This is a genomic window from Pedomonas sp., assembly GCF_036515995.1.
Classification (GTDB): Bacteria; Pseudomonadota; Alphaproteobacteria; order Sphingomonadales; family Sphingomonadaceae; genus Pedomonas.
The window spans coordinates 1-14,990 of record NZ_DATBUP010000265.1 but is presented as its reverse complement, the minus strand read 5'-3'; the positions used below and the strand labels follow the sequence as shown (position 1 = coordinate 14,990).

Annotated in this window: 13 protein-coding genes; 7 read left to right on the top strand and 6 right to left on the bottom strand. The window is 60.7% G+C overall.

Features of this window, described 5'->3' with window-relative positions:
• Position 1 precedes the first annotated feature (1 nt).
• Both dnaG and VIG90_RS18895 read right to left on the bottom strand, forming a co-directional pair.
• Positions 2-1,879: a DNA primase gene (dnaG, locus tag VIG90_RS18900; protein ID WP_331595073.1), complete on the bottom strand. Its 1,878-nt coding sequence runs from the start codon at positions 1,877-1,879 to the stop codon at positions 2-4.
• Positions 1,880-2,078: 199 nt separating this feature from the next.
• Positions 2,079-2,534 carry a GatB/YqeY domain-containing protein gene (locus tag VIG90_RS18895; RefSeq protein ID WP_331595072.1) on the bottom strand — a complete coding sequence of 152 codons (456 nt, stop codon included), beginning with the start codon at positions 2,532-2,534 and terminating at the stop codon, positions 2,079-2,081.
• Positions 2,535-2,736: 202 nt separating this feature from the next.
• On the opposite strand from VIG90_RS18895, the gene carA reads away from it, so the two are divergent.
• The gene (gene carA / locus VIG90_RS18890; RefSeq protein ID WP_414695528.1) at positions 2,737-3,924 is read left to right on the top strand and encodes a glutamine-hydrolyzing carbamoyl-phosphate synthase small subunit; all 1,188 of its coding nucleotides are present in this window, start codon (positions 2,737-2,739) and stop codon (positions 3,922-3,924) included.
• A 32-nt stretch (positions 3,925-3,956) separates the two neighbouring features.
• Here the strand turns inward: carA and VIG90_RS18885 are convergent, their stop codons facing one another.
• A complete protein-coding gene (locus VIG90_RS18885) occupies positions 3,957-4,115 on the bottom strand; it encodes a hypothetical protein (RefSeq protein WP_331595070.1) in 159 nt (52 codons plus the stop codon).
• Positions 4,116-4,217: 102 nt separating this feature from the next.
• On the opposite strand from VIG90_RS18885, the gene carB reads away from it, so the two are divergent.
• From carB to VIG90_RS18860, 5 genes are all read left to right on the top strand, one after another.
• Positions 4,218-7,448, top strand: coding sequence for a carbamoyl-phosphate synthase large subunit (gene carB, locus VIG90_RS18880; RefSeq protein WP_331595069.1), 3,231 nt, complete (start codon positions 4,218-4,220; stop codon positions 7,446-7,448).
• A gap of 119 nt (positions 7,449-7,567) precedes the next feature.
• Positions 7,568-8,047, top strand: coding sequence for a transcription elongation factor GreA (gene greA, locus VIG90_RS18875; protein ID WP_331595068.1), 480 nt, complete (start codon positions 7,568-7,570; stop codon positions 8,045-8,047).
• Positions 8,048-8,221: 174 nt separating this feature from the next.
• Positions 8,222-10,357 (top strand): HAMP domain-containing methyl-accepting chemotaxis protein, encoded by a 2,136-nt coding sequence (locus VIG90_RS18870; protein WP_331595067.1) that lies wholly within the window; start codon positions 8,222-8,224, stop codon positions 10,355-10,357.
• A gap of 81 nt (positions 10,358-10,438) precedes the next feature.
• Positions 10,439-11,089 carry a rhomboid family intramembrane serine protease gene (locus tag VIG90_RS18865; protein ID WP_331595066.1) on the top strand — a complete coding sequence of 217 codons (651 nt, stop codon included), beginning with the start codon at positions 10,439-10,441 and terminating at the stop codon, positions 11,087-11,089.
• Positions 11,090-11,155: 66 nt separating this feature from the next.
• The gene (locus VIG90_RS18860; RefSeq protein ID WP_331595065.1) at positions 11,156-11,338 is read left to right on the top strand and encodes a hypothetical protein; all 183 of its coding nucleotides are present in this window, start codon (positions 11,156-11,158) and stop codon (positions 11,336-11,338) included.
• 171 nt (positions 11,339-11,509) lie between these two features.
• Here VIG90_RS18860 and VIG90_RS18855 read toward each other — a convergent pair whose 3' ends face one another.
• From VIG90_RS18855 to VIG90_RS18845, 3 genes are all read right to left on the bottom strand, one after another.
• Complete coding sequence (locus VIG90_RS18855) at positions 11,510-11,734, bottom strand: DUF4170 domain-containing protein (RefSeq protein WP_331595064.1); 225 nt, start codon at positions 11,732-11,734, stop codon at positions 11,510-11,512.
• Positions 11,735-11,847: 113 nt separating this feature from the next.
• Positions 11,848-12,828: an N-acetyl-D-Glu racemase DgcA gene (dgcA, locus tag VIG90_RS18850; RefSeq protein ID WP_331595063.1), complete on the bottom strand. Its 981-nt coding sequence runs from the start codon at positions 12,826-12,828 to the stop codon at positions 11,848-11,850.
• Between the two features lie 180 nt (positions 12,829-13,008).
• The gene (locus tag VIG90_RS18845) at positions 13,009-13,668 is read right to left on the bottom strand and encodes an ABC transporter substrate-binding protein (protein ID WP_331595062.1); all 660 of its coding nucleotides are present in this window, start codon (positions 13,666-13,668) and stop codon (positions 13,009-13,011) included.
• 565 nt (positions 13,669-14,233) lie between these two features.
• Between VIG90_RS18845 and VIG90_RS18840 the strand changes: the two genes are divergently transcribed.
• A partial coding sequence (locus VIG90_RS18840) for a DUF2336 domain-containing protein (RefSeq protein WP_331595061.1) occupies positions 14,234-14,990 on the top strand: 757 nt, incomplete at its 3' end.

The following is a 14,990-nucleotide window of genomic DNA, read 5'->3' as shown; positions in this document are numbered from 1 at the left end:
CTCAAGTCCTTAGTGCCGACCCGCTGGCTGCCAGGTCTGACAGCTCACGTTCAATTGTTGCACGCTCCTGCGCAATTCGCATCGGCCGGAGCAGAGTGTCGTCATCGTCCGGCCGAACAGCCGATTGTGCCTCCGCTAATTCCGCATCTAGCGCAGTCAGTCGCGCAATTGCCTGCAAGACATGGACAAAGTCGGATTCCGCCTGCCCGGGGTGGGTATCCCCACGTGAGAATGAGAATAGTTTTTGCCGTGTCCGGAGTCCCGCAAGCTGCCGCCCAAAACCATCTGCGGTTAATGTGTGGTCGAGTCGGGTCTTGTCAAGGTCAGGCAGGCGAATCGATGCTTCGAGCATATGCCCGATGAGCCGCGCCAGTTCAGGGTCCACTAATGGGAACCGCTCAATTTCCTCGTGGTAACGATCAAGCCACTCGGGATGTTCCAACAAACCAAGAACGATTTCATGTTCCGTTGAGGGGGGGACGTTGGGGTTTCGAATGAGCTGGGTGGCGGTCCGAGTCTCCTGCCGCGCTGTCGGGGAGGGGGCGAAACCACGTCCCTGAAACCGGCCCTGGAAACGCCCTTCACTACGAGAAGGTCCCGATGGACGCTCATTGCCACGCCCTGTTAACTCATCGAAACGATTGAGGAATTCCCGTCGGTACAGGTCGGACACCTGCTTGTCCGCAATCGCTGAGGCGCGGCCCATCAGGCTCTGGCGCAACGCTGCGCGACCTTCCGGCGTGCTGAGCTGCGCTTCCGCCATCTCGGTGCGCCACAGCAGGTCGACAAGTGGCTCCGCCCTGCCTGCAAGAGCCACTAGGGCATCAGGGCCGCCAGAGCGGACGAGGTCGTCCGGATCCTTGCCTTCCGGCAGGGTGATGAAGCGCAGACTTTTACCCGCTTCAAGGAGGGGGAGGGCCCGATGCGCCGCCCGAATCGCAGCGCGCAGGCCTGCCGAATCACCATCAAAGCAGAGCAGCGGCTCAGGAGTGATTCGCCAGAGGCGCCGTAAGTGATCTTCTGTGAGGGCCGTGCCGAGCGGCGCGACAGAAGCCTCAAGGCCCGCTTGTGCCAAGGTGATGACGTCCAGATACCCTTCAACGACGAAGATGCGCCCGGATTTGCGCCCCGGCGGCCCTGCCAGGTCGATGTTGTAGAGCGTGCGGCCCTTGTCGAACAGCGGGGTGTCCGGAGAGTTCAGATACTTTGGCTGGCCGTCGCCCAGAATGCGACCACCGAACGCGATGATTCGCCCGCGACCGTCGCGAATCGGGAACATGATTCTGTTACGAAAACGGTCATAGGGCGTGCGGTCTTCGGTTGCGATGATGAGCCCCGCCTCGACCAGCAGGGCCTCGGTTGCGCCCTTGGCAAGCAGTGCGGACTTGAGTGCATCTCGCTTGTCCGGGGCAAAGCCGATCCCGAAGCGGCGAATAGTCTCCGGCAGCAGGCCGCGCCGCTGGAGGTAATTGCGCGCCTCCGCGCCCGCAATGCCCTGCAGTTGGTCGGCGAACCACGTCTGCGCCGCCGCCATCACATCGAGCAAGCCCTTCAGGCGCTCTTCCTGCTCGCGGCTGCCTCTGGTCTCCCGCGGCATGTCCAGTCCGGCCTCATTGGCCAACTGCTCCACAGCCTCCCGGAACGTGCGCCCCTCGGCTTCGCAGAGAAAACGTACCGCATCGCCGTGCGCACCGCAGCCGAAGCAGTGATAGAATGCCTTCTCGTCGTTGACGTAGAAGCTTGGCGTCTTCTCGTTGTGGAACGGGCAGCAACCCTTCCACTCCCGCCCGGCGCGCTGGAGCTTTACCTTGCGGCCGACCACGGCGCTGATCGGTACGCGCGCTCGGATCTCATCAAGGAAGGCAGGCGAGATGCTCATGGAGCCGTAATCCTAAAGCGAAAGCAAAGCGCCGGGAAACGCTGATTGCCCAAACTGCTTCGGTTAAGTCGTTTTCTGCACCAAGTCCGCGCCCGCTTCCGAACGGGGCGGGCCTTGTACCATGGACATGGCGAGTCGTGCCTCTGCCTGCAAGAGCAGGGGCGATGACCATTTTCAGAGAATATTGCTGGCGCCCGGATCAGCCGGCCAGTGCGGCTTTCACAATCGGGCCAGCCTTGCCCATATCGATCTGGCCGGCGTAACGTTCCTTGAGAGCGCCCATAACCTTGCCCATATCCTTGGGAGAGGAAGCCCCAAGCTCGGCAACCAGCTCGCCGATGACCTTTTGAGCTTCTTCTTCAGACATGGTGGAGGGAAGGAAGCGTTCCAGAACGGCGACTTCGGCGCGTTCGACTTCGGCAAGCTCGGAGCGGCCGCCTTTTTCATACATGTCGATCGACTCGCGGCGTTGCTTGACCATCTTGGTAAGCACATCAATGACCAGGACGTCGTCGTTGGCTGGAGCCTCGGAGGTGCGCAGTTCGATATCGCGGTTCTTGATCGCCGCCTGAGCCATGCGCAGGGTCGAAACCGTCTGGGTATCCTTGGCCTTCATGGCCTCAACGAGCGCTTGCTTGATGGCATCGCGGATCATGCGGGCGGAATCCTGACTGTTTGGGAAAGAGCGGATCATAGCGGTAAGAGCGCGTTTTTTCAACCAAAAACTTTGGGCTAAGTCATTGAAATTTAACGATAAATTAAATTTGCTGTTTTCCTTGACACGAGCCACTCAGGTCAATAGAGACGCCGCAATTTGCCCGGCCCCCCTTTGCCCGGGTAAACCCTGAAAACGCTTTATGTATGAGAGGTGCCCGGTGACTGACTCTGCCGCTGCCAAACACACCGACGCGCCCATTGGAGCCACTGCCGTTCTGGCCCTTGCCGATGGTACCCTGTTCTGGGGCCAGGGCTTCGGCGCGACCGGCGAAAAAGTGGGCGAGGTATGCTTCAATACGGCGATGACCGGCTACCAGGAGATCATGACTGATCCTTCCTATGCTGGACAGATCGTCACTTTTACCTTCCCGCATATCGGTAACGTGGGTGCGAATGCCGAGGACATTGAGGCGACCACGCCTTTTGCCCTTGGCTGTGTCATGCGTGAGGCCATCACGCATGAGGCCAATTTCCGCGCGGAGCGGGGATTTGACGACTGGCTCAAATCTTATGGCCTTATTGGCATCGCTGGTGTCGATACTCGCCGCCTGACCCGCTACATCCGTATCCACGGTGCGCCGAACGGCGTCATTGCCCACAACCCCGAGGGCAAGTTTGATGTCGACGCACTTATTAATAAGGCCAAGGCGTGGCCGGGCCTGAAGGGCATGGATCTGGCCAAGGAAGTCTGGGCCCGCCAGACCTATCAGGCCGATGAGACCCTGTGGGCGCTGGGTGCGGGTTACGGCAAGCAGACCGAGCCGCGCAAGCATGTGGTCGCCATCGATTACGGCATCAAGCGCAACATCCTGCGCAACCTTGCCTCGACGGGCGCCAAAATCACGGTGGTGCCGGGCGATGCGACGTTCGACGAAATCATGGCGCACAATCCGGACGGCCTGTTCCTCTCCAACGGCCCGGGCGACCCGGCCGCAACCGGCGAATACGCCGTGCCGGTGATCCGGCAACTGCTCGAGACGGGCAAGCCGATGTTCGGCATCTGCCTCGGTCACCAGTTGCTGGGCCTCGCTGCAGGCGGCCAGACCTTCAAGATGCACCAGGGTCACCGCGGCGCGAACCATCCGGTGAAGGACATGGAGACCGGCAAGGTCGAGATCACGGTGATGAACCACGGTTTCGCTGTCGATCCCAAGTCGTTGCCGGAGAATGTGAAGCCGACGCACGTGTCGCTCTTCGACGGTACGCTGTGTGGCCTGCGCTACACCGACAAGCCGGTTTTCTCGGTGCAACACCACCCTGAGGCCTCTCCCGGCCCGCAGGACAGCTTCTACCTGTTCAAGCGGTTCATGGACCTCATGGAAGGCTGACAATGGCGCAGCGCGGTGGATATCAGCGGGGCTCACGGCGGCGGCAGGCGTCCAGTGCCTGGACTCGTGCCGGACGACTTGACGTGCCCGTAATGGATGCCGCCGCGCAGCGCATTCAGTTGTTCAGCCATTATGCCGGAATGCTCGGCGAGCACGCGACCCCCCAGCTCTCTGGCCCGCAGTTCGGCCATTCCCCCTCTCTGCAGCCCGCCGCCCCTCGTTTCCCCGTGCTGGTTTACAGCCGGACGGAAGCTGGGCCGGGCGACGGCACTCAAGCAGGATAAAAGACCGTTATGCCTAAACGTACCGACATCTCCTCCATCATGATCATCGGCGCCGGTCCCATCGTGATCGGTCAGGCGTGCGAATTCGACTACTCCGGCACACAGGCGTGCAAGGCGCTGAAAGAGGAGGGGTACCGGATCATTCTGGTCAACTCCAATCCGGCAACGATCATGACCGATCCGGATCTGGCCGATGCAACCTACATCGAGCCGATCACGCCGGAGATTGTGGCAAAGATCATCGAAAAGGAGCGCCCGGACGCGGTGCTCCCGACGATGGGCGGCCAGACCGCGCTGAATACGGCGCTGGCGCTTGCTAACGACGGCACGCTGGCGAAGTTCGGCGTGGAACTGATCGGTGCGGATGCCGAGGCGATCGACAAGGCCGAGGACCGCCTCAAGTTCCGCGACGCGATGGACAAGATCGGCCTGGAATCCGCTCGTTCGCGTATCGCGCACACCCTTGAGGAGGCGCTGGAAGCCCTTGAATATACAGGACTTCCCTCGATCATTCGCCCCTCGTTCACGCTGGGCGGCACGGGCGGTGGTATTGCCTACAACCGTGACGAGTTCATCCAGATCGTGACGGGCGGCCTTGAGGCTTCACCGACCACCGAGGTGCTGATCGAAGAGTCGCTGCTCGGCTGGAAGGAGTACGAGATGGAAGTTGTCCGCGACAAGGCGGACAATGCCATCATCATCTGCTCCATCGAGAACATCGACCCGATGGGTGTCCACACGGGTGACTCGATCACTGTCGCGCCGGCGCTGACGCTGACCGACAAGGAATACCAGATCATGCGCAACGCCTCGATCGCGGTGCTGCGCGAGATCGGCGTTGAGACCGGCGGTTCCAACGTGCAGTTCGCCGTGAATCCGGCCAACGGCCGTCTGGTCGTCATCGAGATGAACCCGCGTGTGTCGCGTTCGTCGGCGCTGGCTTCTAAGGCCACCGGATTCCCGATCGCCAAGGTCGCGGCCAAGCTGGCCGTAGGCTACACCCTCGACGAAATCATGAACGACATTACCGGCGTTACCCCGGCGTCGTTCGAGCCGACGATCGACTATGTCGTCACCAAGATCCCGCGGTTCGCATTCGAGAAGTTCAAAGGCGCTGAGCCGCTGCTGACCACCGCCATGAAGTCGGTGGGCGAAGTGATGGCTATCGGCCGCTGCTTCCAGGAATCGGTCCAGAAGGCGCTGCGCGGCCTTGAGACTGGTCTCGACGGCTTCAATGAGGTGGAAATCGACGGCAATACCCGAGAGGCGCTGTCCAACGCGCTTGCACGTCCGACGCCGGACCGCCTGCTGGTGGTGGCTCAGGCGTTCCGCGAGGGCTTCACCGTCGAGGAGATCCACGCCATTACCAAGTACGAGCCCTGGTTCCTGCGTCAGATCCAGGAGATCGTCGAGGAAGAGGCGAAGGTGAAGGCGAGCGGCCTGCCGCAGGATCCGAAGGCGCTGCGCGAGCTGAAGGCCATGGGCTTCTCTGATCGCCGCCTTGCCAAGCTGGCAGGCAAGACCGAGAACGAAGTGGCAGCTCTGCGCCGGGCGCAGGGCGTGACGCCGGTGTTCAAGCGCATCGACACCTGCGCCGCCGAATTCGAGGCCCAGACCCCGTACATGTACTCAACCTACGAAGCGCCGGTATTCGGCGAGGTTGAGTGCGAGTCCATGCCGACCGCGGCCAACAAGATCGCCATTCTCGGCGGTGGCCCGAACCGCATCGGTCAGGGCATCGAGTTCGACTATTGCTGCTGCCACGCATGCTTTGCGCTGACGGATGCCGGGTTCGAGACCATCATGGTCAACTGCAATCCGGAGACCGTCTCTACCGACTACGATACGTCCGACCGCCTGTACTTCGAGCCGCTGACTCAGGAAGACGTGATTGAGCTCCTGCGCGTTGAGCAGAAGAACGGTACGCTGAAGGGGGTTATCGTTCAGTTCGGCGGTCAGACCCCGCTGAAGCTGGCACAGGCGCTGGAAGATGCCGGTATCCCAATCCTGGGCACTTCGCCGGATGCGATCGACCTCGCCGAAGACCGTGAGCGTTTTGCCGCCCTGGTTGAGGAACTGGGCTTGAAGCAGCCGGCCAACGGCATCGCCCGCTCGCGTGAGGAGGCCATCGAGGTTGCCGAGCGCATCGGTTATCCGGTTCTGATCCGTCCGTCCTACGTGCTGGGCGGCCGCGCGATGGAAATCGTCGAGACCACCGCGCAGCTGGAAACCTACATCCGCGAGGCGGTGCAGGTGTCGGGCAGCTCTCCCGTGCTGATCGACCAGTACCTGCGTGACGCCATCGAGGTGGACGTGGACGCTCTGGCTGATGGCACGGACGTGTTCGTGGCCGGGGTGATGCAGCACATCGAGGAAGCCGGGGTTCACTCCGGTGACTCGGCTTGCACGCTGCCGCCATACAGCCTCTCGGCTGAAATCATTGCTGAACTGAAGGAAGAGACCCGCAAGCTGGCGCTGGCGCTGAAGGTGCGTGGTCTGATGAACGTGCAGTACGCGGTGAAGAATGGCGAGATCTACCTCATCGAGGTGAACCCGCGCGCTTCTCGTACCGTGCCGTTCGTCGCCAAGACCATCGGCCTGCCGATCGCGAAGATCGCGGCTCGCATCATGGCTGGCGAAAGCCTGGCCTCCTTTAACCTGAGCGAGAAGCCGCTGAAGCACATCGCCGTAAAGGAAGCCGTGTTCCCGTTCGCTCGCTTCCCGGGCGTTGATCCGGTGCTGTCGCCGGAGATGAAGTCCACCGGCGAGGTCATGGGTCTCGACTCCTCGTTCGAGGCGGCCTTCGCCAAGTCCCAGCTGGGCGCGGGCGTGAAGCTTCCTCTGGACGGCACCGTCTTCGTGTCCGTGAAGGACCATGACAAGGTGCACATGGTCGAGCCGGTGCGGAACCTTGTGGAAATGGGCTTCAACGTCATCGCCACGAGCGGCACTGCGTCCTACCTGAAAGAGCAGGGCGTGGAAGTTGGTGTGGTGAACAAGGTAGCCCAGGGTCGTCCGCACATCGTGGACTTCCTGAAGGACGGCAAGGTCCAGATGGTGTTCAACACCACCGAAGGCGTCCAGGCTCTGAAAGACAGCCATTCGATCCGTTCGACGGCGCTTTACGGCAAGGTTCCGTACTTCACGACCGCTGCTGCTTCGGCTGCAGTTGTGAAATCCATTCAGGTGCTGCGTCAGCACGCCCTTGATGTTCACAGCCTCCAGTCCTACAATTCATAGAGGATCGGGAGGGGGATCGGCCTTGCCGGTCCTTGAAGATTTGAGTGACGCCGTGGGCGGTCGTGATTAACCGCCCACAGGTGTCTTTTTCTTTGTGTGAGCCATGAGGAGCGTGAAGGATGGCCACCCTTGAGAAATTTCCGATGCTGGCGGAAGGCTTTGAGGCTCTGCAGGCTGAGTTGCACCGCCTGAAGGCGGTGGAGCGGCCGGCAGTCGTCGAAGCCATCGAGGAGGCGCGTGCGCACGGCGACCTCTCTGAGAACGCCGAGTATCATGCCGCCAAGGAGCGTCAGGGTCAGATCGAAGCCAGCATTGCTGAGATGGAAGACCGTCTGAGCCGAGCTCAGGTGATCGATCCGAAGCGTCTGTCCGGCGACAAGGTGGTGTTCGGTGCGACCGTCACCCTGCTGGACGAGGACGACAAGGAAGTCGTTTACCAGATCGTCGGTCAGTACGAGGCTGACGCGAAGTCTGGCCGCATCTCCTACTCTTCGCCGCTGGGCAAGGCATTGATCGGCCGCAAGGTCGGCGACGAGGTGGAAGTGATCACCCCGTCGGGCGAAAAGTACTACGAGATTTCCAAGCTGGAATTCAAATAAGCCAGTCTTGGGGAGACTGCTCGTTCGAGCAGCTGCCTGAAACGTCCGAAACGGGCCGTAGCTGATGCTGCGGCCCGTTTCGTTTACGCTATTGCGACTAATGTGAATTCATAAAATCTAAACCCAAGCGCCTTATCTCCTTCAATTCCATGATTGATGATTGCCGGAGGGGGCGTGGCACATTCATCTACTGCCGAAGCGCGCGGAGGCAGCCGCAGGCTTGGCTGGTTGCGGGACCTGAGTGTTCCGCGCAAGCTCTTCCTCACCTATGCGATCATCGTCGCAGTTATTGTTTGTCTGGCAGCCTTTACCGCCTTCAGCAGCTTTCTGACCCGCAGGGACGTGTCAGAACTGGCGGTGCTTGCTCGTTACGCAGTTGACCTGAGCGGGGCAGAGCTGGATGCGTTGACCGCACAGGATCGCATCAAGCAGTACGTTATCAGCCCGGACGCCGCCACAGCCGACGAAGTGCGTCAGAAGCTGGCAAGCGCGGGTGCGGGACTGGAAAAGTCAGCCTCCCTCCTGACGGACCTCGGGCAGAGCGATGAGCTGGAGCAGACGCGCAACCATCTGGCTGCGTTTCAAGCCTCGTTTAACCGCATCACTTCCAGCCAGATGCAGATCCGAAACGTGGATGAATCTGCCCTTCAGCAGTTGGGGCCATCGATTGCGGGCACCTTGCGGGACATTATGACCGTCTCCTACCGCAACGAGGACTCGCGCGCGGCCTACTTTGCCGGGCGAGCCCTGGATCAGTACATGCAGGTGCGCATTGATGTTGCCCGGTTCATGTCATCCGGCAAGCAGAGCGATGCGGATGCGGCACGCTCCAACCTACTCAATCTGGAGGAGGCGCTGAACCAGTTGTACGGCGCGCTTTCCTCCCGGGCGATGCGTACGCAGGCCGACGGGGTGATCGCCAACCTCGTCACCTATGATGAGAGCTTCGGAACGCTGGTCAAGTTGACCGAAGCGCGTGATGGTGAGGTAAACGCCATTCTTGCCCAGACCGGGCCCTCGTTCGAGCGAAGCATCGATACGCTGCGACAGGCACTGGTAGACCATCAGGATGCCTCGACAGCTTCTACAATTGGCCAACTCATGCTGGTCATGTGGCAATCCGGCATCGCCAGCGCTCTTGGCATTGGACTTGCCATGCTTGCCGCGCTCATGGCGCTGCGGTTCATCGTCAATCCTATCCGCATCATGTCGGCAGCCATGCATAGGCTTGCCGACGGTGATCGCGCGATTGAGGTGGGGAATACAGAGCAGCGGGATGAGATCGGCGAAATGGCCCGAGCCGTCCAGGTGTTCAAGGATAACGCCATCGCCATGGAGCAGCTTCAAGCGGAGCAGGCCGCCAATGAGGCGGCCCAGCGGGAAGCCGAGCAGCGGGAGCGGGAAGCGGAAGACGAGCGGCGTTGCCAGCGCGAGCAGGAGCGAATGGCAGCCGAGGAGGAGAAACGGCGCCTGCTGGCCGAAATGGCTGATCACTTTGAATCCAGCGTCAAGCATGTGGTGGAGATCGTCTCCGCAACGGCCCGCCGGATCGAGGACATGGCCCGGCTTGCGTCGGACGCTGCCCAGAACAGTGTGATGATTGCGGCCGAGGTCGCCTCCACATCCGAGCAGGCCAGCCACAGCGTGGCAACCGTTGCAGCCGCAACTGAGCAGATGTCTCACTCCATTTCGGAAGTATCCTCACAAGTGGCGTCCTCGACCAATATTGCCAAGCGTGCCGTCGAGCGGGCCAAGCGGACGGATGAGATCGTTGCCAGTCTGGCAGGCGATGCCCGTCGCATTGGTGAGGTAGTAAGTATCATTCAGAACATCGCCGAGCAGACCAATCTTCTGGCGCTCAATGCCACCATCGAAGCGGCGCGGGCAGGAGAGGCGGGGCGCGGCTTTGCCGTCGTGGCCTCGGAAGTGAAGGCGCTGGCCAACCAGACAGCGGGTGCGACAGGCGAAATCGCCCAGCAGATCAACTCCATCCAGTCAGTCACGGGGGAAGCGGTCGAAGCTATCCGCGAAATTCAAGAGACCATCCAGGAGGTCAGTACACTGTCTGCAAATGTTGCGGCTGCGGTCGAGGAGCAGGCGGCAACGACACTGGAGATCTCCCGGAACACCCAGCACGCGGCCCAGGGCACGCACGAAGTGGTAAACAACATTCTCATGGTGCGTGATGGCGTCGATTCCACGGGTGAGGCGGCCCAGGAATCCCTGCGCGCTGCGGCCGAACTGACCCAGCAGGCCACCATGCTGCGCGACGAGGTGGACAGGTTCTTAGCGCGGGTGCGCGCCGCCTGACGTCGCCTTTCACCACCGGCAGCGGGCGGTAAGGGCGATGCTACCCTTGAAGCGGGGCCGCTCACGCTATAGCTAGAAGGCGTGACACCTGAATCTCCTTCCTTGCCCGCCGCTCCGGTTACCCGGTTCATCATTCTGGCCTGCATTCTCGTCGAACTGGCGTTTGTGCTACTGCCGTTTCCCACGGATCAGCGGCTTGCGTATGTCATGGCACTGGTGCCGGCGCGGCTCACGCTGATGCCGTCGTCTGGGGCAATCACGCTCGTTACATCCCAGTTCCTCCACGCCGGGTGGTTTCATCTGCTCGCCAATATGGTGTTTTTATGGGCGGTCGGTCGTCCGGTGGAGTGGGTTCTTGGCGGGCGGCGTTTTCTAATCCTTTACCTGCTAACTGGCGTTCTGGCTGGCATTCTGCAGACATTGGTGGAACCCATGTCCACAGTTCCGGTTGTGGGCGCGAGCGGCGCCATCTCTGGCATGCTCGCCATCTATGCGCTGCTGTTCTCCCGCAGCCGTGTCGCTTCGCGGCAAATTGCAGGCATTCAGGTATCCGGGCAGGTGCTGCGGGTGCTATGGTTCGCGGCAGCCTGGATCGGTATCCAGCTGATGATTGCCGTGATCTTCAACTCAGGAACCATGGGCGTCGTTGCCATCTGGGCACACATCGGTGGCTTTCTGGCGGGCTTGGTTCTGGGCATTCCCTTCATCCGTCGCAAAAGACAGGAAGGCTGACGCAGTTGTAAAGCGCACGTCACATACCGATGCTATGGTGTCTCCAATATAAAAAAGGGAGAACCCATGACTGCACATCGTTCCATTAATCAGGCCGGTTTGGGGCGGCTTGCCCGCCAACTGCTGAAGGACATTCCCGCCGGCAGCCGTGACGAAGCCCGTCGTGCGCTTGTGGGCCGTATCGGCCCCTACTGCCCGACGAACGCTCTCGTCGAGACGGCGCTCGATCGTCATTTTTCTCAAAGATAATTTCTGAACTGTCGTGCTGACCCCGGGCCAAGGCTCGGGGAAGGCAAGCTTGGAGCTTGTTTCGTCGCCTGCGAAACAAGCTCTTTGTGCATACAGGAGAGAGCCTCCGGTTTCTTGTACCGGGGGACAGCAGACAATCTGCCGGAGGCGCCCAGAGCCGTTGGGAAGGCCTCAGCCGATATCGGCTGGCTGAAGCAGCTTGTGCAGGTGAACAATGACGTACTTCATCTGTGCATCATCCACGGTGCGCTGGGCTGCACCGCGCCAGGCTTTTTCGGCCGAGGCGTAGTCCGGGAAGATGCCGACGAAATCGACAGCCTTCAGATCCTCGAATTCCAGACCCTGCGGGTCCTTTACGCGACCGCCAAAGACCATGTGCATCAAGGTGTTTGCCATTCTGAACTCCATTACTGCCTGAAGCAGGGCCGAACCTGATAAGAGTGGATCGACATTCCCTGCTTTCTGGTTCCGCTGTGCTGACGGGTAAGCGTGCTCAGTGTCAGCACATGCTAGCCCCACAAGCCCGACTGGGCTGGGACGATCTGTCCGCGCTGATAGCACAATGCAGGCGAACGGTCTGCATTTAGAAGCAACGGTCCGTCGAGATCGACGAACGCCGCATAGGGTGTGAGCAAAACAGCCGGGGCCATACCCAGCGATGTACCGACCATGCAGCCGACCATCACCTCAAGGTTGTGGCTGCGGGCGCTGTCCAGCGTGCGGATGGCTTCGGTCAGCCCTCCCGTCTTGTCGAGCTTTATGTTGATGGCGTCGTAGCGGTCCGCAAGCCGCTCTATATCCTCTGATGTATGGCAGGACTCATCGGCACAGATGCTGACCGGGTACCGTCCTCTTGTGAGCAGATGGTCCTCCGCAACGGGCAGGGGCTGCTCGATCAACACCACACCGAGGTCCGCGCACAGGGGAGCGAGGCGCTCCAGTGTCTGGAAGTCCCATCCTTCGTTGGCATCAATGATGAAACGCGCCTCGGGCACCGCATCACGGACGGCGCGCAGCCGGTCCAGATCGTTTTCTCCGCCGAGCTTCAGCTTCAGAAGGTCCGTGCCCGGCGCGTTGCGGGCGGCTTCGGCCATTGCTTCGGGCGTGTCCAGGCTGAGGGTGTAGGCTGTCGTGACCGGTTTCGGCTCCTTGAGCCCCGCAAGCTGCCAGGCAGGCAGACCCTGCTGACGGGCTTCCAAATCCCAGAGAGCGCAGTCAACAGCGTTGCGAGCGGCACCAGGCGGCAGCAGGCGGCCAACATCTGCGCGGCTGGCACCGGCCTCCAGTTCGACGCGGATGCCTTCGATCTGACCAGTCACGCTTTCCAGCGTCTCGCCGTAGCGTTTGTAAGGTACGCTCTCGGCCCATCCGGTCAGGCCACCCTCGGATAGACGCAGAGTGACGACCTCTGCCTCCGTCTTGCTGCCGCGAGAAATGGTAAAGGCCCCCCGAATGGGAAAGCGTTCGATCCGGATATCAAGCCGGCGCATGGTTGCTGCGCTCCAGTTCAATAGGTTGGCAATGAAGCCGCGCCTGGAACCAGAAACGCTAGAAATGAGCGCGCGACTACAGTTGCAATAACAAACCCCAGCCTTCCGGGGAAGGCTGGGGCTATTGCATCGTTAAGGCGCTAGCAGGGAAGGTGGCGCAGCCTGTCCTCCCTGTCTAGATCAGCGACTGCCTTTGGCTGCTGCCGTAGCGGAACCGCTGTTGGTGGCACGCATCTCGGCAATCAGATTGTCGAGGCCGCGAGCCTGAATCTTGGCGTTGAACTCGTCACGCTGGGTGACGGCCATGCTCACACCCTCAAGCGACAGGTCGATGATCTTGAGGCCGCGGCCAGCGATCTCGCGCACGCGCCAGTCTGCCCGCACAGGTTGCTGGACGCTGGGGCCCGTGACGACGGTGCGCACGTAAACGTCACCGCGCGGAGCCGGGGAGGTGCCAGTTACCTTCAGGCTTGAATTGCCGTACTCGGTCAGACGCGAGGAATAGATGCGGATTACGTAGTCCGGAAACGCCGAGTGGAAAGCCTTCAGCTGATCCGGCGTTGCGGTGCGGCGGGCAGTCCCGAGCACACCGTTGCCGATGACGTCGAGAGCAAAGCCCTTCTGGAGAAGCTGACGGAACTGCTGATCGCGCTGTGCCTGGGTCAGGGACTTGTTCTGCAGTACAGCAAAGGCTTCATCCGCCAGCGTCTGGACAAAGCTGCTGGCGGCGTTGGCATTCACCGCTTCCTGCGCAAAAGCGGCAGGTGCAATGGCCGCGGACCCGGCGAACGAGCCAAAGGCAAGCGCGGCGGCCAAAACTGCATTTACGTGAAAGCGCATACTTGCTCCTATCTTCCTTCCGGCCCTGTCAGGCGTGAAGGCCTTAGTTAGTGCGTGGCTTCTGCCCTGCCAAGGGTCGGTGCAGATGGCCACGCTTACGTTTGCTGCTGACAATCGAATAAGGCGCCTGAACCTGCGCTGAACCTTGAAGCCAGTTAAGCATCGGTTTTACGTAAGGAAATTCCGCGAAGGCGGCCGTCATGGCCGGCTTTAGCGACATGTGGGCCAGCAGGCGACACAAGTAGATTCAAGTTTTCCTAAGTTTATGGTCGTTCTGGTAACTCCTCTGCTCTCGCTCTGGCGGCTATTCAATTGCACCGGATTAGCCGCGCGGTGCCCGGGACAGCCATTTCCACCGCAGCGAAGTCAGGGAATAGAGGCCTGCCGTGCCAGGGCTTCAGCCTTTCTTCATTTGAAGCTCGCCGAGAACATGCAACAAATATTCAGCCAGAAACAAAACCGCGGGTCCGTTTAACTTCCCTTAACCAGTCGTGCCTAAGCATTATGTTGATAGGGACGTTGCGCGCAGCAGCCGCGAAGGGCTGTGACGTTCGGAGGTGATAACTTGAGTGCCGAACATCAGCTTTCCGTTGAGGATGTAAAGAATCTCCTGTCGGACCCGTCGACCGAAAACCGGGCCTTGATGGCTCAGAAAGTTGCGGCTGCGTTCGTAGCCAGCAGTCTTGGTGATCGGGAACGGGTTCTGGCCGAAGAAATCTTCCGTATCATGGCGCGTGATGTGGAGCTGAAAGTGAGGGAAGCTCTCTCGCAGAGCATCCGGCTCAGCCCGGATCTCCCCCATGATGTGGCAGTAGCGTTGGCGAATGACATCGCGGCAGTGGCACTGCCGATCATCGAGGCCAGCACTGTGCTCACGGATGACGACCTGCTCACCATCATCCAGTCCAAGCCCACTGAATATCAGGTGGCGGTGGCTGGTCGACCCATCGTCTCGGAACGGATTTCAGACGCGCTGGTCGATACGCGCAACGAAGACGTAGTTGCTCGGCTGGTGGCTAATGATGGCGCGAAGATCACCGAACAGGCCATGAGCCGGGTTCTTGACGATTTCGGGCATGTAAAGCGCATCTCCAATCCAATGGCCGAGCGCTCGGTGCTGCCGCTGACAGTGGCGGAACGACTTGTGACGCTGGTATCCGAGAAGATCCGCGATCATCTGGTAACGCACCATGATCTGTCTCCGGACGTGGCGATGGATCTCCTGCTCGACAGCCGGGAGCGTGCGACCCTGAATCTTCTGGGCGGCGCTGTCGATGCACCGGACGTGTTCGAACTGGTCGGCCAGCTTCACACTAATGGCC

Excerpts from the sequence above, each read along its gene's own strand:
- dnaG (WP_331595073.1), bottom strand. The coding sequence starts at position 1,879 with ATGAGCATCTCGCCTGCCTTCCTTGATGAGATCCGAGCGCGCGTACCG.
- VIG90_RS18895 (WP_331595072.1), bottom strand. The coding sequence starts at position 2,534 with ATGATCCGCGATGCCATCAAGCAAGCGCTCGTTGAGGCCATGAAGGCC.
- carA (WP_414695528.1), top strand. The coding sequence starts at position 2,737 with ATGTATGAGAGGTGCCCGGTGACTGACTCTGCCGCTGCCAAACACACC.
- VIG90_RS18885 (WP_331595070.1), bottom strand. The coding sequence starts at position 4,115 with ATGGCCGAACTGCGGGCCAGAGAGCTGGGGGGTCGCGTGCTCGCCGAG.
- carB (WP_331595069.1), top strand. The coding sequence starts at position 4,218 with ATGCCTAAACGTACCGACATCTCCTCCATCATGATCATCGGCGCCGGT.
- greA (WP_331595068.1), top strand. The coding sequence starts at position 7,568 with ATGGCCACCCTTGAGAAATTTCCGATGCTGGCGGAAGGCTTTGAGGCT.
- VIG90_RS18860 (WP_331595065.1), top strand. The coding sequence starts at position 11,156 with ATGACTGCACATCGTTCCATTAATCAGGCCGGTTTGGGGCGGCTTGCC.
- VIG90_RS18855 (WP_331595064.1), bottom strand. The coding sequence starts at position 11,734 with ATGGCAAACACCTTGATGCACATGGTCTTTGGCGGTCGCGTAAAGGAC.
- dgcA (WP_331595063.1), bottom strand. The coding sequence starts at position 12,828 with ATGCGCCGGCTTGATATCCGGATCGAACGCTTTCCCATTCGGGGGGCC.
- VIG90_RS18845 (WP_331595062.1), bottom strand. The coding sequence starts at position 13,668 with ATGCGCTTTCACGTAAATGCAGTTTTGGCCGCCGCGCTTGCCTTTGGC.